This is a genomic window from Streptomyces sp. N50 (genome assembly GCF_033335955.1).
Lineage (GTDB): Bacteria > Actinomycetota > Actinomycetes > Streptomycetales > Streptomycetaceae > Streptomyces.
The window spans coordinates 1,256,422-1,280,875 of record NZ_CP137549.1 but is presented as its reverse complement, the minus strand read 5'-3'; the positions used below and the strand labels follow the sequence as shown (position 1 = coordinate 1,280,875).

Sequence of the window (24,454 nt, the reverse complement as noted above, 5' to 3'; positions counted from 1 at the left end):
GGTTCATCGACTCATACGAAGAGGGGCTCCCCGTACGTCACCGTACGGGGAGCCCCTCTTCACGCGTGCGTGCGGACGCTCAGCCGCCGAACTCCTGGAGGCCCTTCAGCGCCTGCTCCAGCAGGGCCTGGCGGCCCTCCAGCTCGCGCTGGAGCTTGTCGGCGCGGGAGGTGTTGCCCTGGGCGCGCGCCTGCTCGATCTGGCCCGTGAGCTTGTCCACCGCGGCCTGGAGCTGACCGGTGAGACCCTCGGCACGCGCGCGTGCCTCCGGGTTCGTCCGGCGCCACTCGACCTCCTCGGACTCCTGGAGGGCCCGCTCGATCGTGTGCATCCGGCCCTCGACCTTCGGGCGGGAGTCACGCGGCACATGGCCGATGGCCTCCCAGCGCTCGTTGATCGAGCGGAAGGCCGCGCGGGCCGCCTTCAGATCGGTCACCGGCAGGAGCTTCTCGGCCTCCTCGGCCAGCTCCTCCTTGAGCTTCAGGTTCTCCGTCTGCTCGGCGTCCCGCTCGGCGAAGACCGAGCTGCGGGCGGCGAAGAAGACGTCCTGGGCGCCGCGGAAGCGGTTCCACAGATCGTCCTCGTGCTCGCGCTGGGCGCGGCCCGCCGCCTTCCAGTCGGCCATCAGCTCGCGGTAGCGCGCGGCTGTGGGACCCCAGTCCGTCGAGGCCGACAGACCCTCGGCCTCGGCGACCAGCTTCTCCTTGGTCTTGCGGGCGTCCTCGCGCTGCGCGTCCAGCGACGCGAAGTGCGCCTTGCGGCGCTTGGAGAAGGCCGACCGGGCGTGCGAGAAGCGGTGCCACAGCTCGTCGTCCGACTTGCGGTCCAGGCGCGGCAGACCCTTCCAGGTGTCCACCAGCGCGCGCAGCCGCTCACCGGCCGCCCGCCACTGGTCGGACTGCGCCAGCTCCTCCGCCTCGACGACCAGCGCCTCCTTGGAGTGCCGGGCCTCGTCGGACTGCTTGGCGCGCTGCTGCTTGCGCTCCTCGCGGCGCGCCTCGACGGTCTCCACCAGCTTGTCCAGCCGGACCCCGAGCGAGGCCAGGTCGCCCACCGCGTGGTGGGCGTCGACCTGCTCACGGAGATGGTCGACGGCGGCCTGCGCGTCCTTCGCCGACAGGTCGGTGGTCTTCACGCGCTTCTCGAGGAGGCCGATCTCGACAACCAGGCCTTCGTACTTGCGCTCGAAGTAGGCCAGCGCCTCCTCGGGGGAGCCGGCCTGCCAGGAACCGACGACCTGCTCGCCGTCGGCCGTACGCACGTACACGGTCCCCGTCTCGTCGACGCGGCCCCACGGGTCGCTGCTCACAGCGCCTCCTCCACATGATGCCTGCACAGGGCCTCTGTGCCCCCGGGCATCGTCCACAGTTTCGTCACGGCCAACATAGGCGACCGGCGGGTTGCCTGTCCGCATCCCGCGCGACCGAAATTTCGCTGTTGACGGTCAGGATTTCGTGACGGTCGCCTTGTTGATCACGACCGTCGCGTTCGGTGCTCCGTCGCCCGCGCCCGTGCTCTCACCAGCGGCCGCGATCTTGTTCAGGACCTTCATCCCGGAGGCCGAGATGGTACCGAACGGGGTGTAGCTCGCCGGCAGCGTGCTGGCCTTGTACACGAGGAAGAACTGGCTGCCGCCGGTGTGCTTCTGACCGGTGTTCGCCATCGCCACCGTGCCCGCCGGGTACGTCCCGCCCTTGAGGCTGGCGTCCTTCAGGTTCTCGTCCGGGATCGTGTACCCGGGGCCGCCGCTGCCCGCGCCCGTCGGGTCGCCGCACTGCAGCACGTAGATGCCGCTGGTGGTGAGCCGGTGGCACTTCGTGTGGTCGAAGAAGCCCTTGGCGGCAAGGAAGTTGAACGAGTTCACGGTGTGCGGCGCGGCCGACGTCTTCAGCGCGATGTCGATGTCACCGCAGGTCGTCGCGAGCTTCATCGTGTACTTGGCCGACTTGTCGATCGTGACCGCCGGCTCCTTCTTCCACGTCTCCGTCTTGATCTTGCCGGCCGCCGGCTTGGCGCACGGGTCCGGCGCCTTCTTCGTCGCCGAGGCGCTGGGCGTGGGCGTCACGTCCGCGCTCGCGTTGGTCTTGTCGTCGTCGTTCTTCAGGACGCCGGTCGTGTACAGCGCCACACTGCCGATCACGATCACGCCGAGCACCGACGCGATCACCGAGTTGCGCATGCGCGCCTTGCGTCGAGCGGACGTACGCCGCTGCTGCTGCCGCAAGAACTTCTCCCGCGCGAGCTGCCGCTTCCGCTGTTCCTGGGTGACCACCGGATTCTCTCCTCATGCGTCTCGTACGTCGACTGGGACGCGTGCGTCTTGTGAGCCGACCGCCTGCGTGTGCCCCGTACCGTATATGGGTTCGCTGAGGATTCGGCAGCGCCGGTAGGCTCTGACCACTGACGCAGGGATCCTTATCCCCACCCGTATCGACACAACGAAGGACGATCGTGCTCATTGCCGGGTTCCCCGCCGGGGCCTGGGGGACGAACTGTTATCTCGTCGCCCCCGCCGCCGGTGAGGAGTGCGTGATCATCGACCCGGGCCATCAGGCCGCCCAGGGAGTCGAGGAAGCGCTCAGGAAGCATCGGCTCAAGCCCGTCGCGGTCGTCCTCACCCATGGTCACATCGACCATGTGGCCTCGGTCGTCCCGGTGTGCGGCGCGCACGACGTGCCGGCATGGATCCACCCCGAGGACCGCTACATGATGAGCGACCCCGAGAAGGCGCTCGGCCGCTCGATCGGGATGCCGCTGATGGGCGAGCTGACCGTGGGGGAGCCGGACGACGTCAAGGAGCTGACCGACGGAGCGCGGCTGGAGCTGGCGGGACTGGAGTTCTCGGTCGCGCACGCGCCGGGCCATACGAAGGGGTCGGTGACCTTCCAGATGCCCGAGACCACGGACATCCCGTCCGTGTTCTTCTCCGGGGATCTGCTCTTCGCCGGCTCCATCGGACGCACCGACCTGCCCGGCGGCTCCCACGCCGAGATCCTCGACTCGCTGGCCCGCGTGTGCCTGCCGCTCGACGACTCGACCGTGGTGCTGTCCGGCCACGGCCCCCAGACGACCATCGGCCAGGAGCGCGCCACCAACCCGTATCTGCGGGAGGTGGCCTCCGGCGGCCAGGGAGCCCAGGACGCTCCCCGACGAGGAATGTGACGAGATTTTCGTGAGCACCTTTCAGGCCCCTAAGGGCACGTACGACCTGATTCCGCCGCGGTCGGCGAAGTTCCTCGCGGTGCGCGAGGCGATCGCGACACCGCTGCGCAATTCCGGCTACGGCTATGTCGAGACCCCCGGCTTCGAGAACGTGGAGCTGTTCGCACGCGGTGTGGGTGAGTCCACCGACATCGTCAGCAAGGAGATGTACGCCTTCGAGACCAAGGGCGGCGACAAGCTCGCCCTGCGCCCCGAGGGGACGGCTTCCGTCCTGCGCGCGGCCCTTGAGGCGAACCTGCACAGGCAGGGCAACCTCCCGGTCAAGCTCTGGTACTCGGGCTCCTACTACCGGTACGAGCAGCCCCAGGCGGGCCGTTACCGCCACTTCTCCCAGGTGGGCGCGGAAGCGATCGGTGCCGAAGACCCGGCGCTGGACGCCGAGTTGATCATCCTCGCGGACCAGGCGTACCGCTCCCTGGGGCTGCGGAACTTCCGCATCCTCCTCAACAGCCTGGGCGACAAGGAGTGCCGTCCGGTCTATCGGGAGGCGCTGCAGACCTTCCTCCGGGGCCTGGACCTCGACGAGGAGACCCTGCGCCGCGCGGACATCAACCCGCTCCGTGTCCTCGACGACAAACGCCCCGACGTCCAGAAGCAGTTGGCGGACGCGCCGTTGCTCCGCGACTACCTGTGCGACGCGTGCAAGGCGTACCACGAGGAGGTCCGCGAGCTCATCACGGCTGCGGGCGTCTCCTTCGAGGACGACCCCAAGCTGGTCCGCGGCCTCGACTACTACACCCGTACGACCTTCGAGTTCGTCCACGACGGTCTGGGGTCCCAGTCCGCGGTGGGCGGCGGCGGTCGCTACGACGGCCTGTCCGAGATGATCGGCGGGCCCGCGCTGCCCTCCGTGGGCTGGGCGTTGGGCGTCGACCGTACGGTTCTCGCCCTGGAGGCGGAGGGCGTCGAACTCGAACTCCCCGCGTCCACCAGCGTGTTCGCCGTCCCGCTCGGCGACGAGGCCCGCCGGGTCCTCTTCACCAAGGTGACCGAACTCCGCAAGCTCGGTATCGCGGCCGACTTCTCCTACGGCTCCAAGGGGCTCAAGGGCGCGATGAAGAACGCCAACCGCAGTGGCGCCCGCTACACGATCGTCGCGGGCGAGCGTGACCTTGCCGAGGGGGTCGTGCAGCTCAAGGACATGCAGTCCGGGGAGCAGACGGCGGTCGGGGTGAACGAGATCGTGGCGGAGCTGGAGTCGAAGCTGGGCTGAGGACGGGGTTTTTCGCCCCCGCCGCCCCTACCCGTCCCATCCTTCTGGGGCTCCGCCCCAGACCCCGCCGGGGGCCAGCCCCCGGACCCCCGCTCCTCAAACGCCGGAGGGGCTGAGTTGTCACCAGCCGGGGCTTGATCTTTTAGCCCGTCCGGCGTTTGAGGACGAGGCCGTTCAGGCCGAAGCGGGGGTCTGGGGCGGCAGCCCCCAGGGGTGGGACGGGTAGGGGCGGCGGGGGCGAGAATCCTCAGTCCAGCAATCCGTACCGCATCGCACTCGTCACCGCGGCCGTTCGGTCGTCGACCCCCAACTTCCCGAAGACCCGCAACAGATGGGTCTTCACCGTCGACTCCCCGATGAACAACCGCCGCCCGATCTCCGCGTTGGTGCACCCCTCCGCCACCAACCGCAACACCGCGGTCTCCCGCTCCGACAACCGAGGCCGCTCCGGCCTCGTCCGCAACTGGTCCACCAACCGCGCCGCCACAGACGGAGCCAACACGGTCTCGCCCCGCGCGGCGGCCCGTACCGCGTCCGCCAGTTCACCCCGCGGCAGATCCTTCAGCAGATAACCCGCCGCCCCCGCCTCCACGGCCCGCAGGATGTCCCGGTCGGTCTCGTACGTCGTGAGGACGATCACCCGGCACGGCAACCCGGCCGCACTCATCCGCACGATGGAGTCGACGCCCCCGCCGCCCGGCATACGCAGGTCCATCAGGACGATGTCCGGCCGGAGTTCAGCCGCCAGCGCCTCCGCCTGCGGCCCACTGGACGCGTCGGCGACGACATCGAGATCCGGTTCGGCGCTGAGCATCGCGCGCAGGCCTTCCCGTACGACGGGATGGTCGTCGGCAAGGACGATCCGGATCATCGAGAACTCCTCACAGGCGGCACCGGCGGCACCGGCGATATCGGTGACACGGGGGTTGCCGGCGACGCGGGCGATATCGGCAGCCGTACCGTCACCGTCGTCCCCTCACCCACCGCACTCCGTACCACCGCCGTCCCACCCACCTCCGCCGCCCGCGTCCGCAACCCCGCCAGACCATAACCACCGGACACCGCCCCCGGATCGAACCCGCACCCGTCATCCCGTACCGACACGGTGAGTTGCTCGTCGGCGTACACCAGCGCGAGGCTCACCTTCGCCGAACTCCCCGCGTGCTTACGGGCGTTGGCGAGAGCCTCCTGGCAGGAACGAAGAGCTACGACCTCCGGCCCGGCGGGCAACGCACGCGCAGGCCCGGTGACTTGGAGTGTCGCGTCATGGCGGGCGGCGAGCCGGCGCAGGGCGTCGGAGAGGGACGCGCCCTCCAGGTCGGCCGGGGTGCCGCCGGCGACCAGGGCGCGGGCCTCGGCCAGGTTCTGGCGGGCGGTCTCGTCCATCAGGGTCAAGTGCCGCCTGGCCTGCGGCAGATCGTCGTCCAGCTCCGCCTCCACCGCCTGGATCAGCATCAGCAGGCTGGTGAAGCCCTGCGCGAGGGTGTCGTGGATCTCGCGGGCCATCCGCTCCCGTTCGGCCAACGCACCGTGGGCCGAGGAGAGTCGGGAGACCTCGTGGCGGCTGGCGTCCAGCTCGGCTATCAACTCCGCGCGCTCCTGGCTCTGTTCGATGACGCGGATGATCCAGGTACCGAGGGCCATCGAGAAGACCAGGGTGACCACCGCGAAGACGGAATTGAAGAACACGTCCTGCGCGCCCGGCCACCACAGCAGCGCCCAGCCGATCACGGGCGCGATGTTGATCACGGTCACCGCGATCAGCGCCCAGCGCAGCCGCAGCACCATGAAACAGGGCGGGACGAGCGCGAAGGCCAGCAGCCGGGTCTCGCCGACCAGGACCGCGGAGGGGAGGAACAGCGCCATCTCCGCGATCAGGTAGCCGACCGCCCGGCGCTCGTCCGGTGGGTCGCCCTGCAGCACCGGGCGGCCCATCCAGACGTAGAGCGGGATCAGCGGGACGAGCAGTGCGGCCGCCGTGACGCGTACCGGCCACCCCGGTTGGCTCGTGCCGAGCACGAAGACCAGGGTGGCCAGCCAGATCAGGGCGAAGTACGTGTCCCAGAGCCGGAAGGAGCGGTCCCAGGTGTACGAGCCCGACGGCCCGTGCGGAGCGGTCATCCGTCGCGCCGGTTCTTCCACCGGAAGGTCAGCAGGCACAGCAGCAATCCTCCGACGCACCACGCCCCGAGCACCAGGGCGACCTTCCCGAACTCCCAGCTCCCGGCCTGCTCCAGCACCTGCGCCGACGAGGGCAGGAACACTCCGCGCAGCCCCTGGCACATCCACTTCAGCGGGAACAGGGCGCCGATGTTGAGCATCCAGTCCGGGATGGTGTCGATGGAGATGTACACCCCGGAGATGAACTGCAGGACCAGGAAGGGGAGTACGACCACGGAGGTCGCGCTCTTGCCGGACTTCGGGACCGAGCTGACCGCGATGCCGAGCAGCGCGCACGCCGTCAGACCGAGCACGAAGATCCATGCGAAGTCCAGCCACTTCACCGCGGACGAGGGCAGGTCCACGTCGTAGAGCGTGGTGCCGACGAGGAGCAGGATCGCCGTCTCCATCAGGCCCGTGACCAGAACCAGCCAGATCTTGCCGAGGAAGTACGCGGCCGGTGGCATGGGCGTGCCGCGCAGCCGGCGCAGCACCTTCTCGTCCCGCTCGATCGCGATCGAGATACCGAGGGACTGGAAACTCGTCGACATGATGCCGGCGGCCATCATCGCCGGGACGTACAGCTGGGAGGCGTTGACGCCCGCGCCCCGGACGTCGTCCTTGAAGATCGACGCGAAGAGGAACAGGAAGACGACCGGGAAGGCGAAGGTGAACACCACCTGGTCGCGCTGCCGGAAGAACTGCTTGAGCTCCAGCGACCCGCGCCGCAGTCCGAGTCCCCAGGCGTTGGGGAGTCGCTCTCCGGAGGTCTTCGTCCGGGGCCGTACAGCAGTCGTGTCCGTGGTTGTGGTCATCGCGCGTCCTCCTGTCCGGTCAGCCGGAGGTAGACGTCCTCCAGGGTGGGGCGGCTCACCAGGAGCCCGGGGATCTCGCCGTCGAAGCGGCGCGTGAGTTCGGCTACGACCTTGGTCGGAGTGTCCGTGTGCTCCGCGCGCGGGGTGCCGTCCAGGTCCGTCCACTCGACCGTGGCTCCGGTGCCGTGGCGTTCGCGCAGGGCGGCCGGTTCGCCCTCGGCGACCACGCGGCCCTTGGCGACGATCGCCAGGCGGTCGGCGAGGTTCTCCGCCTCCTCCAGGTAGTGGGTGGTCAGGAGGATCGTGGTGCCCTCGTCGGCGAGCTTGCGGATCAGGTCCCAGAACTGGCGCCGGGCCGCCGGGTCGAAGCCGGTCGTCGGCTCATCCAGGAGGAGGAGATCGGGGCCGCCTATCACCCCGAGGGCCACGTCGAGCCGCCTGCGCTGGCCGCCCGACAGGGCCTTGATGCGGCTGTCCACCTTGGCCTCAAGACCGACCAGGCCGATGACCTCCTCGGGGTCGCGCGGGCGGGGGTAGTAGCGCGCGAAGTGCCGTACGGTCTCGCCGACCGTCAACTCCGCGGGTGCCGATTCGTCCTGCCAGACGATCCCGACCCGCGAACGCCACGCGCGCGTGCCCGTCGCCGGGTCCGAGCCGAGCACCGACACCTCGCCCGCGTCCCGGCCGCGGTTGCCCTGGAGGATCTCGACCGTGGTGCTCTTGCCCGCCCCATTGGGTCCGAGCAGGCCGAACACCTCTCCCGTGCGGATCTCCAGGTCGATTCCGTCTACGGCGGTCACGTCCCCGTACTGCTTGCGCAGCCCCCGCACATCCACTGCGAGTTCGTTCGCCTGTGTTGTCATGCGACGAGCATCGTCCGGAATCGAGCGCTCAGGGACGACCGTGCGTACTTCCTTATGTCCATCGAACGGTGGACAGAGGTGCGCGTGCGGCACAATGGCCGTGCCCGAAGAAGGTCCAACTCTCAAGTGACGGATCGGCGTGATGAGCAAGACGACAGTGAAGGACGTCTCCACCGACTCCGAGCCGGAGCACACGGCCGCAGAGCCGCGCACGGTGGGCGGCAGCCGGGCCTTCGCCCTGCTGCTGGTGATCACCGGAGCGGCCGGACTGCTCGCCGCCTGGGTCATCACGATCGACAAGTTCAAGATCCTTGAGGGCAAGGTCGCGGGGAAGACGTTCACCCCGAGCTGCAGCATCAACCCGATCGTGTCCTGCGGCAGCGTCATGGAGAGCAAGCAGGCCGCGGCCTTCGGCTTCCCGAACCCGATGCTCGGCTTGGTCGCCTACGGCATCGTCATCTGTGTCGGCGTCAGCCTGCTGACCCGGGTCCAGTTCCCGCGCTGGTACTGGCTGACCTTCAACTTCGGCACGCTCTTCGGGGTGGCCTTCTGCACCTGGCTGCAGTTCCAGTCGCTGTACCGGATCAACGCGCTGTGCCTGTGGTGCTCACTGGCCTGGGTCGCCACGATCACGATGTTCTGGTACGTCACGTCGTTCAACATCCGCAACGACTTCCTGAAGGCCCCCCGCCCGGTCAAGAACTTCCTGGGCGAGTTCACCTGGGTCCTCCCGGTCACCCACGTCGGCATCATCGCCATGCTGATCCTGACCCGCTGGGGCACCCAGCTCTGGGCCTAGGACCTGTCCGGCGGATCAGGTCGCAGACGCGGGGCGTGGCACGCACATCTGCCGCGTTGTCGTCGGTCTCCCCCCAGTCTCGGCTTCGCTCGACCGGGAGGGACCCCCATCGCTCCGCGTCGCCTCCCTCCTCCGCCTTGCGGCTGTACGCACCACGCCCCGCTCACCGGCGCCGATCAGGCCCCGCTGATTTCCTGCGACCTGATCCGCCGGACAGGCCGTACCCCGGCCAGACCGGATTGTCAGTGGCGTGACATAGGGTTTTGGACGTGGAGCCCGACCTATTCACCGCCGCCGCGGAAGAACGCCAGGAGAAGGACCCGTCCAGCAGTCCCCTGGCGGTGCGGATGCGCCCGCGCACCCTCGACGAGGTCGTGGGCCAGCAGCACCTGCTGAAGCCGGGCTCGCCCTTGCGCCGGTTGGTCGGTGAGGGGGCGGGCGGCCCGGCCGGACCGTCCTCGGTGATCCTCTGGGGGCCGCCCGGCACCGGCAAGACGACCCTCGCGTACGTCGTCTCCAAGGCGACGAACAAGCGGTTCGTCGAGCTGTCCGCGATCACCGCCGGGGTCAAGGAGGTCCGCGCGGTCATCGACGGCGCCCGCCGCGCAACCGGAGGCTTCGGCAAGGAGACCGTCCTCTTCCTCGACGAGATCCACCGCTTCAGCAAGGCCCAGCAGGACTCCCTCCTCCCGGCCGTCGAGAACCGCTGGATCACCCTGATCGCGGCGACCACGGAGAACCCGTACTTCTCGGTGATCTCCCCGCTCCTGTCCCGCTCCCTCCTCCTCACCCTCGAACCCCTCACGGACGAGGACCTGCGCGCCCTGCTCCGCCGGGCCTCGAGCGACGAGCGCGGTCTGAAGGACGCGGTCACGCTCCCCGAGGACAGTGAGAACCACCTGCTGCGCATCGCCGGTGGTGACGCCCGCCGCGCGCTGACCGCCCTGGAGGCCGCCGCCGGGGCCGCCCTCGACAAGGGCGAGCCGGACATCACCCTCCAGACCCTGGAGGAGACGGTCGACCGTGCGGCGGTGAAGTACGACCGCGACGGCGACCAGCACTACGACGTGGCCAGCGCCCTCATCAAGTCCATCCGGGGTTCGGACGTCGACGCGGCCCTGCACTACCTCGCCCGCATGATCGAGGCTGGCGAGGACCCCCGCTTCATCGCCCGCCGCCTGATGATCTCCGCCAGCGAGGACATCGGCCTGGCCGATCCGAACGCCCTGCCGATCGCGGTCGCCGCCGCCCAGGCCGTAGCGATGATCGGGTTCCCGGAGGCCGCGCTCACCCTCAGCCACGCCACCATCGCGCTCGCCCTCGCGCCCAAGTCGAACGCGGCGACCAACGCGATCGGCGCCGCCATGGAGGACGTACGCAAGGGGCACGCGGGCCCAGTGCCCATGCATCTGCGGGACGGGCACTACAAGGGCGCGGCCAAGCTCGGTCACGCCCAGGGGTACGTCTACCCGCACGACCTGCCCGAGGGGATCGCCGAGCAGCAGTACGCCCCGGAGGAGCTGAAGGACCGCGAGTACTACGAGCCGACCCGGCACGGTGCCGAGGCACGATACGCGGACGCCGTGGAGTGGACCAGAAAACACCTTGGTCGTAAGCGGTCCTGAGCACCCTGTAGAATCCCCCGAAGCGCTGTGTCCCGTGCTGTCAGAACGGGACGGTCAGCCGGAGCCAGTCAAAGGACCCCGTTCTCGGACCGGCTCCAGGAGCGTCGCGCACCGTTCGAATGGTGTCGCGGGCAGCCCACCACCATCCGCCGCACGGCGGGACCGGTCGGTGGGCCACTCGCGTGCTGCACGTAGTGCCCAGATCAGGGGAGCGGCTGCCCACCAGGTCCCGTAAGGGTCCCGGCGGGTTTCCCCGGCTGCGGATGCGACCTCCCTCACCACCCTGACAAGCCGACAGACAGAAAGAGACATCGTGGCGAATCAGTCCCGCCCCAAGGTCAAGAAGTCGCGTGCCCTCGGCATCGCGCTGACCCCGAAGGCCGTCAAGTACTTCGAGGCCCGTCCCTACCCGCCGGGTGAGCACGGTCGTGGCCGCAAGCAGAACTCGGACTACAAGGTCCGTCTGCTGGAGAAGCAGCGTCTGCGCGCGCAGTACGACGTGTCCGAGCGCCAGCTCGTCCGCGCCTACGAGCGTGCCTCCAAGGTCCAGGGCAAGACCGGTGAGGCCCTGATCATCGAGCTGGAGCGTCGTCTCGACGCGCTGGTCCTTCGTTCGGGCATCGCCCGCACGATCTACCAGGCCCGCCAGATGGTCGTCCACGGCCACATCGAGGTCAACGGCCAGAAGGTCGACAAGCCGTCCTTCCGCGTCAAGCCCGACGACGTCGTCATGGTCCGCGAGCGCAGCCGCAGCAAGACGCTGTTCGAGGTCTCCCGCGCCGGTGGCTTCGCCCCCGACGGCGAGACCCCGCGCTACCTCCAGGTGAACCTCGGCGCCCTGGCGTTCCGCCTGGACCGCGAGCCGAACCGCAAGGAGATCCCGGTGATCTGCGACGAGCAGCTCGTCGTCGAGTACTACGCCCGCTGATCACCTCACGGACGTAGCACCACCTGCACCACGTCAGCCCGCCGTCTCCCCGCCCTTCCGGGTGGGCGAGGCGGCGGGCTTTCGCATGTCCACGCGCACGGTCGTGGGCCGCACCGGGCCGCGCGGTACCGGCACCGCGTCCAGCGCCCGCGACGGCCCCAGCGCCCGCGCCACGGCCGCCTCCCGGCCCAGCAGTGCTCCCTCCCGTACGCACTCCTCGTACCGCTCGTCACCCAGCCGCTCCCGGGCCATCGCCTCGCACAGCTCGTGCGGCGCGTTGTAGTACGCCGAGCCGAACAGCGGCAGTCCCACCGACGGCCACATCCCGCCCGCCGCGCCCTGCAGCAGCGCGGCCTCGGCGGCCTCGCCCTCCGCCACGGTGACGAGGGCCAGCAGTTCGACCGCGAGCACCGAGCCGAGCAGATCGCGGAAGCCGTGCGCGCTGCCCAGGCAGTCCGCCAACAGGTCGCGGGCGAGCGGGAGTTCGCCGTCGCTCCAGGCGACGTAGGCCAGGACGTACAGCGCGTACGCCCGGGTCCAGCGCTCGCCGTGGTCCTCGCACACGCGCCGGACGTCCTCGCACAGCTTCACCGCGTCCGCGAGATCGCCCTGGAACGCCCGGGCCATCGCCAGTTCGACCTGGCCCATGAGCACGTTGCTGTTGAGCTCGCCGATCTGCTGATAGCGGTCGAGCGCCGAGCGCAGCAGGGTCTCCGCCCGTGGCATGTCGTCCGTGACCAGCGCCAGGCAGCCGGTGCGGTGTTCGGCGTAGGCGACCGCCGTGGGGTTCGCGGCCTCGTCCGCCTCCTCGCGGCACTCCTGGAGGGCGGCCAGCGCGGGCACGGTGTCGCCCTGGAGGATCGCCACATAGCCGAGCACCCAGAGGGCCTTCAGACGTGACTGGTCGTTGGCCGTGTCCTCCGCGTCCAGCTGTACGGCCTGCTCCAGCCAGTGCCGGCCCTCCGCGAGGCGCCCGCAGCCCGCCCAGTAGAACCACAGGGAGCCCGCCAGGTACTGGCCCAGATGCGTCTCGTCCGGCTCGGTCAGGCAGTACTCCAGGGCGCCGCGCAGATTCGGCAGTTCCGCCTCGACCCGCGCGGCGACCTCGCCCTGGCGCGGCGAGAACCAGTCCAGCTCGCACCACGTGGCCAGGCCCAGATACCAGTCGCGGTGTCTGCGCCGCAGCCGGGCCGCGTCCCCGGCCGCCTCCAGCCAGTCGGCGCCGTAGGCCCGGATCGTGTCGAGCATGCGGTAGCGGACGCCCGTCGGCGTCTCCTCGCGGACGACCACAGACTGCGCGAGAAGTTCGGACAGCACGTCGAGAACGCCGTCGGAGTGCAGTCCGTCGCCACCGCACACGTACTCGGCGGCCTCCAGGTCGAAGCGCCCGGCGAACACCGACAGCCGCGCCCACAGCAACCGCTCCTCGGGCGTGCACAGTTCATGGCTCCAGCCGATCGCCGTCCGCAGGGTCTGGTGCCGGGGCAGCGCGTCCCTGCGCCCACCCGCCAGCAGCCGGAACCGGTCGTCGAACCGCGCCAGCAACTCCCCGGGTGCCAGTGCCCGCAGCCGCCCCGCCGCCAGCTCGACGGCAAGGGGAATCCCGTCCAACCGACGGCACAACTCCCGTACGTCCGGGCCGTCTTCGAGGACGACCCCCTGCTGTGCGGCCCGGTCGGCGAACAGCTCCACCGCCTCGTCCTCGCCCAACGGCGCCACCGCGACGACCCGTTCACCCGCCAGCTCCAACGGCCGCCGCCCCACCGCGAGCACCCGCAGCCCCGGCACCCGCCCGAGCAACTCGGCCACCAGCTCGGCACACACCTCGACGAGATGCTCGAACCCGTCCAGCACCAAAAGGAGTTGACGGTCAGTCAGATGGTCGCGCAATGCCTCGCGCGGCAACCGCGCGGTGTGATCCGTCAGCCCCAGCGCCTCCACGACGGTGAAGTCCACGAGTTCCGGGTCGCGCACCGGCGCCAGTTCCACCCGCCACACGCCGTCCGGGGGCGCGGACCGGGCCGCCGCGTGGGCCGCGAGCCGTGACTTGCCGACTCCGCCGGGCCCGGTCACCGTGACCAGACGCGAGGCGTCGAGAGCCCGCGCCAGCTCGGTGAGTTCGGCCGAGCGGCCCACGAACCGGTCGGGTTCGAGGGGCAGATTGCCGTCCGCGGTGGCGTCGCCGCCAGGGGAAGCTCGCATGGAACACGGAGCGTACTGAACCGTATTCAGTCCGTACAATCGCTTCGCGCAACTCCGGTGTGCGCGGGGCGGTAATGCGGTACGGAGCGCCACCCCCGGCGCGATAGGCTCGGCAGCGGTTATCCACAGGTGTTCACGGGGCGCCGCCTCCGGCGCGATAGGCTCGGGACGAGTCATCAACAAGCGTTTATGAGAGCGGGTGTCAGGTGTCCGGTGGAGAGGTGGCCGGGATCCTGGTGGCCGTCTTCTGGGCGATCCTGGTCTCGTTCCTCGCCGTCGCACTGGTGAGGCTGGCCCAGACGCTCAAGGCGACCACCAAGCTGGTCGCGGACGTGACCGACCAGGCTGTGCCGCTGCTGGCGGACGCCTCCGCGGCGGTGCGCTCCGCGCAGACCCAGATCGACCGGGTCGACGCGATCGCCACCGACGTCCAGGAAGTCACGTCGAACGCCTCCGCACTGTCCACCACCGTCGCCTCCACCTTCGGCGGCCCGCTCGTCAAGGTCGCGGCCTTCGGCTACGGCGTCCGCCGGGCCCTGGGCGGCCGCCGCGAGGACGTGCCCGCGCCGTCCGGGGCGTCCCGTCGTACGGTCATCGTGGGCCGTACCGTCCCGGCCGGACGGCGGGGCAAGCGCACCCGGAAGAAGGACTGACCGAGCCATGTTCCGCCGTACGTTCTGGTTCGGCACGGGCGTAGCCGCCGGTGTCTGGGCGACCACCAAGGTCAATCGCAAACTGAAGCAGCTGACCCCCGAGCACCTCGCCGTCTCCGCGGCCAACAAGGCGCTCGCAGCGGGCCACAAGCTCAAGGACAGCGCGGTGCACTTCGCGCTCGACGTCCGCGCGGGCATGGCCCAGCGCGAGGCCGAACTCGGCGACGCGCTGGGGATCAACGCCCCCGTGGACCCCGAACTCCCGGCGCCCCGGGCGCACATCGCCATCGAGAACCGCAACACCCCCATGTCCGTCGGAAGAAACGACAGGACGACGTACTCGTACAACCGGAATGAGGACCACTGATGGAGTCGGCTGAAATCCGCCGCCGCTGGCTGAGCTTCTACGAGGAGCGCGGCCACACCGTCGTCCCCTCGGCGTCGCTCATCGCGGACGACCCGACTCTGCTCCTGGTCCCCGCCGGCATGGTCCCCTTCAAGCCGTACTTCCTCGGCGAGGTCAAGCCGCCGTGGCCGCGCGCCACCAGCGTGCAGAAGTGCGTGCGCACGCCCGACATCGAAGAGGTCGGCAAGACCACCCGCCACGGCACCTTCTTCCAGATGTGCGGCAACTTCTCCTTCGGCGACTACTTCAAGGAAGGCGCCATCACCTACGCCTGGGAGCTGCTCACCTCGCCCCAGGACAAGGGTGGTTACGGCCTCGACCCCGAGCGCCTGTGGATCACGGTCTACCTCGACGACGACGAGGCCGAGACCATCTGGCGCGAGAAGATCGGCGTCCCGGCCGAGCGCATCCAGCGCCTGGGCAAGAAGGACAACTACTGGTCGATGGGCGTTCCGGGTCCGTGTGGCCCGTGCTCCGAGATCAACTACGACCGCGGCCCCGAGTTCGGCGTCGAGGGCGGCCCGGCCGTCAACGACGAGCGGTACGTGGAGATCTGGAACCTCGTCTTCATGCAGTACGAGCGCGGCGAGGGCATCGGCAAGGAGGACTTCGAGATCCTCGGCGAGCTGCCCAGCAAGAACATCGACACGGGCCTCGGCCTGGAGCGCCTCGCGATGATCCTGCAGGGCGTGCAGAACATGTACGAGATCGACACCTCCATGGCCGTCATCAAGAAGGCCACCGAGCTGACCGGTGTCGAGTACGGCGACTCGCACGAGTCCGACGTCTCCCTGCGCGTGGTCACCGACCACATGCGTACGTCCGTGATGCTCATCGGTGACGGCGTGACCCCCGGCAACGAGGGCCGCGGCTATGTCCTGCGCCGCATCATGCGCCGCGCCATCCGCAACATGCGTCTCCTCGGCGCCACCGGCCTGGTCGTCAAGGACCTCATCGACACCGTCATCGCGATGATGGGCCAGCAGTACCCCGAGCTCGTCACCGACCGCCAGCGCATCGAGACCGTGGCCCTCGCCGAGGAGGCCGCCTTCGTCAAGACACTGAAGGCCGGCACCAACATCCTCGACACGGCCATCGCCGACACCAAGCAGTCGGGCGGCAAGGTCCTCGCCGGCGACAAGGCGTTCCTGCTCCACGACACCTGGGGCTTCCCGATCGACCTCACCCTCGAAATGGCCGCCGAGCAGGGTCTTTCCGTGGACGAGGACGGCTTCCGGCGCCTGATGAAGCAGCAGCGCGACCAGGCCAAGGCCGACGCGCAGGCCAAGAAGACCGGCCACGCGGGCGTCGGTGCCTACCGCGAGATCGCCGACAAGGCCGGCGAGACCGACTTCATCGGCTACTCGGACACCCAGGGCGAGTCCACCATCGTCGGCATCCTCGTCGACGGCGTCTCCTCCCCGGCCGCGACCGAGGGCGACGAGGTCGAGATCGTCCTCGACCGGACCCCCTTCTACGCCGAGGGCGGCGGCCAGATCGGCGACACCGGCCGGATCAAGGTCGAGTCCGGTGCCGTGATCGAGATCCGCGACTGCCAGAAGCCGGTGCCCGGGGTCTACGTCCACAAGGGCGTCGTCCAGTACGGCGAGGTCACCGTCGGCGCCAAGGCCGAGGCCGCGATCGACATCCGCCGCCGTACCGCCATCGCCCGCGCGCACTCCGCCACCCACCTCACCCACCAGGCGCTGCGTGACGCCCTCGGTCCGACGGCCGCGCAGGCCGGTTCCGAGAACCAGCCGGGCCGTTTCCGCTTCGACTTCGGATCGCCGTCCGCGGTTCCCACAGCCGTGATGACCGACGTCGAGCAGAAGATCAACGAGGTGCTCGCCCGCGACCTGGACGTGCACGCCGAGATCCTCAGCCTCGACGAGGCCAAGAAGCAGGGCGCCATCGCCGAGTTCGGCGAGAAGTACGGCGAGCGGGTCCGCGTCGTGACCATCGGCGACTTCTCCAAGGAGCTGTGCGGCGGCACCCACGTCCACAACACCTCCCAGCTCGGCCTGGTCAAGCTGCTCGGCGAGTCGTCGATCGGCTCCGGAGTGCGCCGTATCGAGGCGCTCGTCGGTGTCGACGCGTACAACTTCCTCGCCCGTGAGCACACGGTCGTCGCCCAGCTCCAGGAGCTGATCAAGGGGCGCCCGGAGGAGCTTCCGGAGAAGGTCTCCGCCATGCTCGGCAAGCTGAAGGACGCCGAGAAGGAGATCGAGAAGTTCCGCGCCGAGAAGGTGCTGCAGGCCGCGGCCGGTCTCGTCGAGTCCGCCAAGGACGTGCACGGCGTCGCGCTGGTCACCGGCCAGGTCCCGGACGGCACGAGCGCCGACGACCTGCGCAAGCTGGTCCTCGACGTGCGCGGCCGCATCCAGGGCGGACGGGCCGCCGTAGTGGCCCTCTTCACGGTCAACAACGGCAAGCCGCTCACCGTCATCGCCACCAACGAGGCCGCCCGCGAGCGCGGTCTCAAGGCCGGCGACCTGGTGCGCGCCGCGGCCAAGACCCTCGGCGGCGGTGGTGGCGGCAAGCCGGACGTGGCCCAGGGCGGTGGCCAGAACCCGGCCGCCGTCGGCGAGGCCGTGGACGCTGTCGAGCGCCTCGTCGCCGACACGGCCAAGTAAGAAACGGCCGAGAACATGCGAAGAGGACGTCGACTCGCGATCGACGTCGGGGACGCCCGGATCGGGGTCGCCTCGTGCGACCCCGACGGGATCCTCGCCACTCCCGTCGAGACGGTCCCCGGCCGCGATATCCCGGCGGCACACCGCCGGCTGAAGCAGCTCGCCGAGGAGTACGAACCGATCGAAGTCGTCGTCGGCCTCCCGCGCTCCCTCAAGGGGGGCGAGGGACCGGCCGCAGTGAAGGTCCGGGCCTTCGCCCAGGAACTCGCGAAGGGCATCGCCCCGGTACCGGTCAGACTGTTGGACGAACGGATGACCACGGTGACGGCCAGTCAGGGACTGCGCGCCTCAGGGGTGAAGTCCAAGAAGGGCCGGTCGGTCATCGACCAGGCGGCCGCGGTCATCATCCTCCAGCAGGCGCTGGAATCCGAACGGGTGTCAGGTAAACCACCCGGCGAGGGCGTCGAAGTGGTCATCTGATCGCGATACGGTAACGTTCCGCGCGATGCGATGGTGTTCGAACAGCCATGGCACAGCAAGAGGCGGGACGGGAGCCGGAGCCGCAAGCGCCGCGACCGCCGCCTCGCGGCTCTAGGGGATCGATGACTGAGTATGGCCGGGGCCCAGGCTCCGAACCGTGGCATCCGGAGGACCCGTTGTTCGGGGACGTCGGATGGGAAGGACAGCAGGCCCAGATGGGGCAGCAGTCCTCCTACGGCGGCCAGCCGCAGCACTATCCGGAACAGCCGCAGCAGCCGCAGCAGTACGGCGACTGGGGCCATGGCCAGCAGGCCGACTACGGTCAGGCGCAGCAGCAGTACCCGGTCTACGACGAACAGGGCAACCCGCACTACCCCGACCAGCAGCAGTGGGCCGACCAGCAGCAGTACGCCGATCAGAGCCATCAGCAGTACGCCGCTCAGCAGCAGCAATATCAGCAGGGCGGCTGGGACGGCACCGGCGCGCCCGCGCAGGTCCCGTACGCCGCGGACCCCGGCGACCCGTACGCACAGCAGGCCGCCGCCTATGGCGAACAACAGCCCGATTTCTACGGCACGCCCGACGCGTTCCCGCCGCCCGAGCCGCCCGGCAAGCGACGCACCGAGCCGGAACCGGAGCAGACCGACTGGGACCCGGGACCCGATCAGGGCGAACACGCGTTCTTCGCGGGTGGCGACGACGATGACGAGGCCGACGACGAGCCTGACGGGCGCCGGCGGGGCAAGGGCGGCAAAGGCAAGGACAAAGGCGGCAAGGAGAGGAAGCGCCGCAACGGCTGCGCCTGCCTTGTCGTCGTCATGGTGTTCGGCGGCGGCCTGGCCACGGTCGGCTACTTCGGCTACCAGTTCTACCAGAACCGTTTCGGCTCGGCGCCGGACTACGCGGGCGACGGCACCGGTTCGGTGAGCGTCACCATCCCCAAGGGTGCGGGTGGCTACACCATCGGCCAGGAGCTGAAGAAACAGGGCGTCGTGAAGAGCGTCGACGCGTTCGTCGCCGCTCAGTCGCAGAATCCCGACGGCAAGAAGATCCAGGCCGGCGTCTTTCTGCTGAAGAAGGAAATGTCCGCCGCAGCCGCCGTCAAGCTGATGCTCGACCGCAAGAGCCAGGACAATCTGATCGTCGCTCCGGGCTGGCGTAACGCCCAGGTCTACGCGGCAATCGACAAGAAACTCCAGGTTCCCGACGGCACCACCAAGGCTGTCGCCAAGAAGGAGTACAAGAGCCTCGGACTGCCCAGCTGGGCGAACAGCAACAAGGACATCAAGGACCCACTGGAGGGCTTCCTCTACCCGGGTACCTATGCCGCTGCCAAGGGTATGAAACCCGAATCGGTCCTCAAGCAGCTGGTTGCCCAGGCGAGCGACAAATACGGCACGATCGACCTTGAGGCGAAGGCCAAGGCGCTCAATCTGGAAGACCCGCTGCAGGTCATCACGGTCGCGAGCCTCGTCCAGGCCGAGGGCAAGACGCACGACGACTTCCGCAAGATGGCCGAAGTGGTCTACAACCGTCTCAAGACTACGAACACCGAGACCAACCGTTACCTGCAATTCGACTCGACCTTCAATTACCTGAAGGGTCAGAGCAACATCCACATCAGCGAGTCCGAGATCAACAGCAACAAGGACCCGTACAACACCTACACCCAAAAGGGCTTGCCGCCCGGTCCCATCGACAACCCCGGTGACGAGGCTCTGGCAGCGGCACTGAATCCGACCCATGACGGCTGGATCTACTTCGTGGCGACCGACGGTGAGAACAAGACCGAATTCGCCAAGACGTACGCCGAATTCCAGGCACTCAAGGAAAAGTTCAATGCCACCTCGGGCAACTGACGCCCGCCGCGCCGCCGTGCTCGGTTCCCCCATCGCCCACTCCCTCTCCCCGGTGCTGCATCGCGCGGCATACGGGGAGCTGGGGCTGGACAACTGGTCCTACGACCGCTTCGACGTGGACGAGGCGGCCCTGCCGGCGTTCTTCAAGGACCTCGGCCCGGAGTGGGCGGGCCTGTCGCTGACCATGCCGCTCAAGCGGGCGGTCATACCGCTGCTCGACGAGATCAGCGAGACGGCGGCGTCGGTGGACGCGGTCAACACGGTCGTGTTCACCGATGACGGTCGGCGCATCGGTGACAACACCGACATCCCCGGCATGGTCGCCGCCCTCCGCGAACACGGCATCGAACAGGTCGACTCGGCCGCGATCCTCGGCGCCGGCGCCACCGCCTCGTCCGCGCTCGCCGCCCTCTCCTGGATCTGCGCCGGCGAGGTCGTCGCCTACGTTCGCAGCGAGGCCCGTGCTGCCGAGATGCGCCAATGGGGCGAGCGGCTCGACGTGGAGGTCCGCACGGCGGACTGGTCCGACGCGGCGGAAGGCCTGCGCGCCCCGCTGGTCTTCGCGACCACCCCCGCCGGCACCACGGACGCTCTCTCCGCCGCCGTACCGGAACGCCCCGCCACCCTCTTCGACGTCCTCTACGACCCCTGGCCGACGGAACTGGCAGCCCGCTGGTCCGGCTACGGCGGTGCGGTCGTCAGCGGGCTCGACCTGCTGGTGCACCAGGCCGTGCTGCAGGTTGGACAGATGACCGGATGCCCCGCGGTCCCGATCTCGGCGATGCGTGCCGCGGTGAAAACTGCAGTGAGTGCGTCTGGGAATGGGAAATGAACGCTTGGAAGCGGCCTCAGGGTTGAAGTAGAGAGAAAATGCCGATGTGGCTTCGCCGGTCGACGGCGAAGCCACATCAGAAAAGGATCGTGCGGACCGCTCGGGGCGGTGCGATCTTAAGCCTTACCGGCCGTCGAGCCGCCGCAGTTGGAATAGTCGTTACCCTGGAAAATGCAAACCTGAATGTGGACGTCGACCCCTTCCTTCAGGTTGCCCGACTTCCACGGCGTTGAATAGGGCGCGGAGTGCCCCTTTGTCGTCGTCACGCGATAGTTCAGGTCGGACTCCCATGGCGTCCACATCTCGGCCTGAATCCCCCAGCCATCCGCGTACGAATCGACGGCCTGCAGTGCATCGCCCGGTATGTCGCCAATGGGGTCCGCGTTCCAGGAGGCCAGGCCTGCATAGTGGCCGTTGTTGTACACGGCGACCCCGAAGCTTTTGCCGTCGTCGAATACCTTGTACGTGAACTGGTCTGCAGCGGACGACGTCCCGGCGCCCGCCAGTAGTGCTCCGCCCGTCATAACGACTGCGGTAGTGAGCCACGTCCCCACTCGGTGCCAGATGGCCATGAATCCCCCTTTGATTGCATGATCGAACCAAGCCGCAGCATACACATCCTGAACGCGAGGTAAACCGGCCCGTTGCATCACTAAGGGGCGCCGGTTGTCGATCGTGGTGCACTGTACTTATTTCTATTAATTTGCCGGATGTGTCTGCATTGTTGAACGAACCTCTTGCGGAATCCGGGAGACATCGTGCGCGCCGGAGCGTCGAGCGGCTTGGTCGCGTCTCGTCCGCCCCCTGGACCGTAGGCCAGGTCCGCGTCCCGGACGTGGGAGGATCGGGGGCGGCGGGCCAGGGTCGCGCACCCGGTCGCGCCGCCGGCGTATGCGAGGACGCGCGTACGCAGCAGTACCAGGGCGCGAGCATGAGGAGCACCGTTGAGCAGGTTGCGCTGGCTGACCGCGGGGGAGTCCCACGGTCCCGCACTCGTGGCGACGCTGGAGGGTCTTCCCGCCGGTGTGCCGATCACCACGGACATGGTGGCGGACCACCTGGCCCGGCGCCGGCTCGGCTATGGACGCGGTGCGCGCATGAAGTTCGAGCGCGACGAGGTCACCTTCCTCGGCGGTGTCCGGCACGGCCTGACCCTCGGTTCGCCCGTCGCCATCATGGTGGGCAACACCGAGTGGCCCAAGTGGGAGCAGGTCATGGCGGCCGACCCGGTCGATCCGGAGATCCTGGCCGGGCTCGCCCGTAACGCTCCGCTGACCCGGCCGCGGCCCGGCCACGCCGATCTCGCCGGTATGCAGAAGTACGGCTTCGACGAGGCCCGGCCGATCCTGGAGCGGGCCTCCGCGCGGGAGACGGCGGCCCGTGTCGCACTGGGCGCGGTCGCGCGGTCGTACATCAAGGAGACGGCCGGGATCGAGATCGTCTCGCACGTCGTCGAGCTGGCTTCCGCCAAGGCGCCGCAGGGTGTCCTGCCCACGCCGGCCGATGTCGAGAAGCTGGACGCCGATCCCGTGCGCTGCCTGGACGCCGACGCGTCGAAGGCGATGGTCGCCGAGATCGACCAGGCCCACAAGGACGGCGACACGCTCGGCGGGGTCGTCGAGATCCTTGCCTACGGCGTTCCTGTCGGTCTTGGGTCGCACGTGCACTGGGACCGGAAGCTGGACGCCCGCCTCGCCGGTGCCCTCATGGGTATCCAGGCGATCAAGGGCGTCGAGATCGGTGACGGGTTCGAGCTGGCCCGGGTGCCCGGTTCGCAGGCGCACGACGAGATCGTCAACACCGATGAGGGTATTCGTCGGGTCTCCGGGCGCTCCGGTGGTACCGAGGGCGGGCTGAGCACCGGTGAGCTGCTGCGCGTCCGTGCCGCGATGAAGCCCATCGCGACCGTGCCGCGCGCCCTGCAGACCGTCGACGTCGTCACCGGTGAGGCCACGCAGGCACATCACCAGCGCTCCGACGTGTCGGCGGTGCCGGCCGCCGGGATCGTCGCCGAGGCCATGGTCGCCCTCGTTCTCGCGGACGCCGTCGCGGAGAAGTTCGGCGGCGACTCGGTGCCCGAGACGCGCCGTAATGTCCGCTCGTACCTCGAGAACCTGGCCATCCGGTGACCGCGACCCCGCTCGTCGTCCTGGTCGGTCCCATGGGTGTCGGCAAGTCCACCGTCGGGCAGCAGCTCGCCGAGCGGCTCGGTGTCGGCTACCGGGACACCGACGACGACATCGTGGCCACCGAGGGCCGCAGCATCGCCGAGATCTTCGTGGACGAGGGCGAGCCCGTCTTCCGCGCGATCGAGAAGCGCGCCGTGTACCAGGCACTCGCCGGGCACGACGGCGTCCTCGCGCTCGGCGGCGGCTCGATCCTCGACGAGGACACGCGTGCGCTGCTCGCGGGGCACCGGGTCGTCTACCTCTCGATGGACGTGGACGAGGCGGTCAAGCGCACCGGTCTCAACGCGGCCCGCCCGCTGCTCGCGATCAACCCGCGCAAGCAGTGGCGCGAACTGATGGAAGCCAGGCGGCACTTGTACGCCGAGGTCGCGCAGGCCGTCGTACCGACCGACGGCCGCACCCCCGAGGACGTCACCCAAGCCGTCCTGGACGCACTGGAGTTGAAGGAAGCATGAGCGAGTCAGTGACGCGGATCCAGGTCGGCGGCACGGCGGGCAGCGACCCGTACGAGGTCCTGGTGGGCCGTCAACTCCTGGACGAACTGGGCGCGTTGGTCGGCGACCGGGCCAAGCGGGTCGCGATCATCCACCCCGAGGCGCTCGACGAGACGGGTGAGGCGCTGCGCGCCGACCTGGCCGGGCAGGGCTTCGAGGCCGTCGCCATCCAGGTGCCGAACGCGGAGGAGGCCAAGACCGCCGAGGTCGCCGCCTACTGCTGGAAGGCGCTGGGCCAGTCCGGCTTCACCCGCTCCGACGTCATCGTCGGTGTCGGCGGCGGCTCCACCACCGACCTCGCCGGCTTCGTCGCCGCGACCTGGCTGCGCGGGGTCCGCTGGATCGCCGTACCGACGACCGTGCTCGCCATGGTCGACGCGGCCGTCGGCGGCAAGACCGGCATCAACACCGCCGAGGGCAAGAACCTGGTCGGCTCCTTCCACCCGCCGGCCGGTGTGCTCTGCGACCTCGCCGCGCTGGACTCCCTCCCGGTCAACGACTACGTCTCCGGGCTCGCCGAGATCATCAAGGCCGGCTTCATCGCCGACCCGGTGATCCTCGAACTCATCGAGTCCGACCCGGAGTCCGCCCGCACCCCGGCAGGCCCGCACACCGCCGAGCTCATCGAACGCTCCATCAAGGTCAAGGCCGAGGTCGTCTCCGCCGACCTCAAGGAGTCGGGCCTGCGCGAGATCCTCAACTACGGCCACACCCTCGCGCACGCCATCGAGAAGAACGAGCGCTACAAGTGGCGGCACGGTGCCGCAGTCGCCGTAGGCATGCACTTCGCGGCCGAACTCGGCCGTCTCGCGGGCCGGTTGGACGACGCGACGGCCGACCGCCACCGCACGGTCCTCGAATCGGTCGGCCTGCCGCTCAGCTACCGCTACGACCAGTGGCCCAAGCTGCTGGAGACCATGAAGGTCGACAAGAAGTCGCGCGGCGACATGCTCCGCTTCATCGTCCTCGACGGCCTCGCCAAGCCCACCGTCCTGGAGGGTCCTGACCCGGCCGTCCTGCTCGCCGCGTACGGCGAAGTGGGCGAGTAAGTACCGCCAAGACCCTTCCGCCCGAATTGCCT

22 protein-coding genes are annotated in these 24,454 nt (G+C 69.2%); 14 read left to right on the top strand and 8 right to left on the bottom strand.

Annotation, left to right across the window (positions count from 1 at the left end):
• Positions 1 to 79: 79 nt before the first annotated feature.
• Together R2B38_RS05300 and R2B38_RS05295 are read right to left on the bottom strand one after the other, a co-directional pair.
• Positions 80 to 1,309 (bottom strand): DUF349 domain-containing protein, encoded by a 1,230-nt coding sequence (locus R2B38_RS05300; protein WP_318015186.1) that lies wholly within the window; start codon positions 1,307 to 1,309, stop codon positions 80 to 82.
• 135 nt (positions 1,310 to 1,444) lie between these two features.
• A complete protein-coding gene (locus tag R2B38_RS05295) occupies positions 1,445 to 2,272 on the bottom strand; it encodes a peptidylprolyl isomerase (protein ID WP_033282267.1) in 828 nt (275 codons plus the stop codon).
• A gap of 179 nt (positions 2,273 to 2,451) precedes the next feature.
• Here R2B38_RS05295 and R2B38_RS05290 point away from each other — a divergent pair, with 179 nt between their 5' ends.
• Both R2B38_RS05290 and hisS read left to right on the top strand, forming a co-directional pair.
• Positions 2,452 to 3,162, top strand: coding sequence for an MBL fold metallo-hydrolase (locus R2B38_RS05290; protein ID WP_318015185.1), 711 nt, complete (start codon positions 2,452 to 2,454; stop codon positions 3,160 to 3,162).
• A gap of 10 nt (positions 3,163 to 3,172) precedes the next feature.
• Positions 3,173 to 4,435, top strand: coding sequence for a histidine--tRNA ligase (gene hisS, locus R2B38_RS05285; RefSeq protein WP_318015184.1), 1,263 nt, complete (start codon positions 3,173 to 3,175; stop codon positions 4,433 to 4,435).
• A 247-nt stretch (positions 4,436 to 4,682) separates the two neighbouring features.
• Here hisS and R2B38_RS05280 read toward each other — a convergent pair whose 3' ends face one another.
• Genes R2B38_RS05280 through R2B38_RS05265 form a run of 4 tightly spaced genes read right to left on the bottom strand, consistent with a single transcriptional unit; the run spans position 4,683 to position 8,273 of the window.
• On the bottom strand, positions 4,683 to 5,306 hold the full coding sequence (locus R2B38_RS05280; RefSeq protein WP_318015183.1) for a response regulator transcription factor: 624 nt from the start codon (positions 5,304 to 5,306) through the stop codon (positions 4,683 to 4,685).
• Positions 5,303 to 6,556, bottom strand: a complete 1,254-nt coding sequence (locus R2B38_RS05275) for a sensor histidine kinase (protein ID WP_318015182.1) — start codon at positions 6,554 to 6,556, stop codon at positions 5,303 to 5,305. The genes R2B38_RS05280 and R2B38_RS05275 overlap by 4 nt, the downstream gene beginning before the upstream one ends.
• Entirely contained in the window at positions 6,553 to 7,410 is an 858-nt protein-coding gene (locus tag R2B38_RS05270) for an ABC transporter permease (RefSeq protein ID WP_318015181.1), read from the bottom strand. The genes R2B38_RS05275 and R2B38_RS05270 overlap by 4 nt, the downstream gene beginning before the upstream one ends.
• Positions 7,407 to 8,273 carry an ABC transporter ATP-binding protein gene (locus tag R2B38_RS05265; RefSeq protein WP_318015180.1) on the bottom strand — a complete coding sequence of 289 codons (867 nt, stop codon included), beginning with the start codon at positions 8,271 to 8,273 and terminating at the stop codon, positions 7,407 to 7,409. The genes R2B38_RS05270 and R2B38_RS05265 overlap by 4 nt, the downstream gene beginning before the upstream one ends.
• Before the next feature lie 142 nt (positions 8,274 to 8,415).
• Between R2B38_RS05265 and R2B38_RS05260 the strand changes: the two genes are divergently transcribed.
• From R2B38_RS05260 to rpsD, 3 genes are all read left to right on the top strand, one after another.
• Positions 8,416 to 9,072 (top strand): vitamin K epoxide reductase family protein, encoded by a 657-nt coding sequence (locus R2B38_RS05260; RefSeq protein ID WP_033282274.1) that lies wholly within the window; start codon positions 8,416 to 8,418, stop codon positions 9,070 to 9,072.
• A gap of 269 nt (positions 9,073 to 9,341) precedes the next feature.
• The gene (locus R2B38_RS05255) at positions 9,342 to 10,697 is read left to right on the top strand and encodes a replication-associated recombination protein A (RefSeq protein WP_033282275.1); all 1,356 of its coding nucleotides are present in this window, start codon (positions 9,342 to 9,344) and stop codon (positions 10,695 to 10,697) included.
• Positions 10,698 to 11,010: 313 nt separating this feature from the next.
• Positions 11,011 to 11,625 (top strand): 30S ribosomal protein S4, encoded by a 615-nt coding sequence (rpsD, locus tag R2B38_RS05250; RefSeq protein WP_019066381.1) that lies wholly within the window; start codon positions 11,011 to 11,013, stop codon positions 11,623 to 11,625.
• Positions 11,626 to 11,658: 33 nt separating this feature from the next.
• Here rpsD and R2B38_RS05245 read toward each other — a convergent pair whose 3' ends face one another.
• Entirely contained in the window at positions 11,659 to 13,827 is a 2,169-nt protein-coding gene (locus R2B38_RS05245) for an ATP-binding protein (RefSeq protein ID WP_318015179.1), read from the bottom strand.
• A gap of 206 nt (positions 13,828 to 14,033) precedes the next feature.
• Here R2B38_RS05245 and R2B38_RS05240 point away from each other — a divergent pair, with 206 nt between their 5' ends.
• From R2B38_RS05240 to R2B38_RS05215, 6 genes are all read left to right on the top strand, one after another.
• The gene (locus R2B38_RS05240) at positions 14,034 to 14,480 is read left to right on the top strand and encodes a DUF948 domain-containing protein (protein ID WP_063744453.1); all 447 of its coding nucleotides are present in this window, start codon (positions 14,034 to 14,036) and stop codon (positions 14,478 to 14,480) included.
• A gap of 7 nt (positions 14,481 to 14,487) precedes the next feature.
• Positions 14,488 to 14,847, top strand: coding sequence for a hypothetical protein (locus R2B38_RS05235; protein WP_318015178.1), 360 nt, complete (start codon positions 14,488 to 14,490; stop codon positions 14,845 to 14,847).
• On the top strand, positions 14,847 to 17,519 hold the full coding sequence (alaS, locus tag R2B38_RS05230) for an alanine--tRNA ligase (RefSeq protein ID WP_318015177.1): 2,673 nt from the start codon (positions 14,847 to 14,849) through the stop codon (positions 17,517 to 17,519). The genes R2B38_RS05235 and alaS overlap by 1 nt, the downstream gene beginning before the upstream one ends.
• 15 nt (positions 17,520 to 17,534) lie before the next feature.
• Positions 17,535 to 17,999, top strand: coding sequence for a Holliday junction resolvase RuvX (gene ruvX, locus R2B38_RS05225; RefSeq protein ID WP_033282278.1), 465 nt, complete (start codon positions 17,535 to 17,537; stop codon positions 17,997 to 17,999).
• Positions 18,000 to 18,121: 122 nt separating this feature from the next.
• Positions 18,122 to 19,858: an endolytic transglycosylase MltG gene (mltG, locus tag R2B38_RS05220; protein WP_318015176.1), complete on the top strand. Its 1,737-nt coding sequence runs from the start codon at positions 18,122 to 18,124 to the stop codon at positions 19,856 to 19,858.
• The gene (locus tag R2B38_RS05215; RefSeq protein ID WP_318015175.1) at positions 19,839 to 20,690 is read left to right on the top strand and encodes a shikimate dehydrogenase; all 852 of its coding nucleotides are present in this window, start codon (positions 19,839 to 19,841) and stop codon (positions 20,688 to 20,690) included. The genes mltG and R2B38_RS05215 overlap by 20 nt, the downstream gene beginning before the upstream one ends.
• Positions 20,691 to 20,806: 116 nt before the next feature.
• Here the strand turns inward: R2B38_RS05215 and R2B38_RS05210 are convergent, their stop codons facing one another.
• Positions 20,807 to 21,262 (bottom strand): hypothetical protein, encoded by a 456-nt coding sequence (locus tag R2B38_RS05210; RefSeq protein ID WP_318015174.1) that lies wholly within the window; start codon positions 21,260 to 21,262, stop codon positions 20,807 to 20,809.
• 372 nt (positions 21,263 to 21,634) lie between these two features.
• Here R2B38_RS05210 and aroC point away from each other — a divergent pair, with 372 nt between their 5' ends.
• From aroC to aroB, 3 genes are read left to right on the top strand one after another with little or no spacing between them, the layout of a single operon-like run.
• Positions 21,635 to 22,819: a chorismate synthase gene (gene aroC, locus R2B38_RS05205; protein ID WP_033282281.1), complete on the top strand. Its 1,185-nt coding sequence runs from the start codon at positions 21,635 to 21,637 to the stop codon at positions 22,817 to 22,819.
• Positions 22,816 to 23,334 carry a shikimate kinase gene (locus tag R2B38_RS05200; protein WP_318015173.1) on the top strand — a complete coding sequence of 173 codons (519 nt, stop codon included), beginning with the start codon at positions 22,816 to 22,818 and terminating at the stop codon, positions 23,332 to 23,334. Before aroC ends, R2B38_RS05200 begins: the two co-directional genes overlap by 4 nt.
• Complete coding sequence (gene aroB / locus R2B38_RS05195; RefSeq protein ID WP_318015172.1) at positions 23,331 to 24,422, top strand: 3-dehydroquinate synthase; 1,092 nt, start codon at positions 23,331 to 23,333, stop codon at positions 24,420 to 24,422. The genes R2B38_RS05200 and aroB overlap by 4 nt, the downstream gene beginning before the upstream one ends.
• Positions 24,423 to 24,454: the final 32 nt, after the last annotated feature.

Coding starts and splice junctions, on each gene's coding strand:
- R2B38_RS05280 (WP_318015183.1), bottom strand. CDS start 5,306: ATGATCCGGATCGTCCTTGCCGACGACCATCCCGTCGTACGGGAAGGC.
- R2B38_RS05275 (WP_318015182.1), bottom strand. CDS start 6,556: ATGACCGCTCCGCACGGGCCGTCGGGCTCGTACACCTGGGACCGCTCC.
- R2B38_RS05270 (WP_318015181.1), bottom strand. CDS start 7,410: ATGACCACAACCACGGACACGACTGCTGTACGGCCCCGGACGAAGACC.
- R2B38_RS05265 (WP_318015180.1), bottom strand. CDS start 8,273: ATGACAACACAGGCGAACGAACTCGCAGTGGATGTGCGGGGGCTGCGC.
- R2B38_RS05260 (WP_033282274.1), top strand. CDS start 8,416: ATGAGCAAGACGACAGTGAAGGACGTCTCCACCGACTCCGAGCCGGAG.
- R2B38_RS05245 (WP_318015179.1), bottom strand. CDS start 13,827: ATGCGAGCTTCCCCTGGCGGCGACGCCACCGCGGACGGCAATCTGCCC.
- R2B38_RS05235 (WP_318015178.1), top strand. CDS start 14,488: ATGTTCCGCCGTACGTTCTGGTTCGGCACGGGCGTAGCCGCCGGTGTC.
- alaS (WP_318015177.1), top strand. CDS start 14,847: ATGGAGTCGGCTGAAATCCGCCGCCGCTGGCTGAGCTTCTACGAGGAG.
- ruvX (WP_033282278.1), top strand. CDS start 17,535: ATGCGAAGAGGACGTCGACTCGCGATCGACGTCGGGGACGCCCGGATC.
- mltG (WP_318015176.1), top strand. CDS start 18,122: ATGACTGAGTATGGCCGGGGCCCAGGCTCCGAACCGTGGCATCCGGAG.
- R2B38_RS05215 (WP_318015175.1), top strand. CDS start 19,839: ATGCCACCTCGGGCAACTGACGCCCGCCGCGCCGCCGTGCTCGGTTCC.
- R2B38_RS05210 (WP_318015174.1), bottom strand. CDS start 21,262: ATGGCCATCTGGCACCGAGTGGGGACGTGGCTCACTACCGCAGTCGTT.
- aroB (WP_318015172.1), top strand. CDS start 23,331: ATGAGCGAGTCAGTGACGCGGATCCAGGTCGGCGGCACGGCGGGCAGC.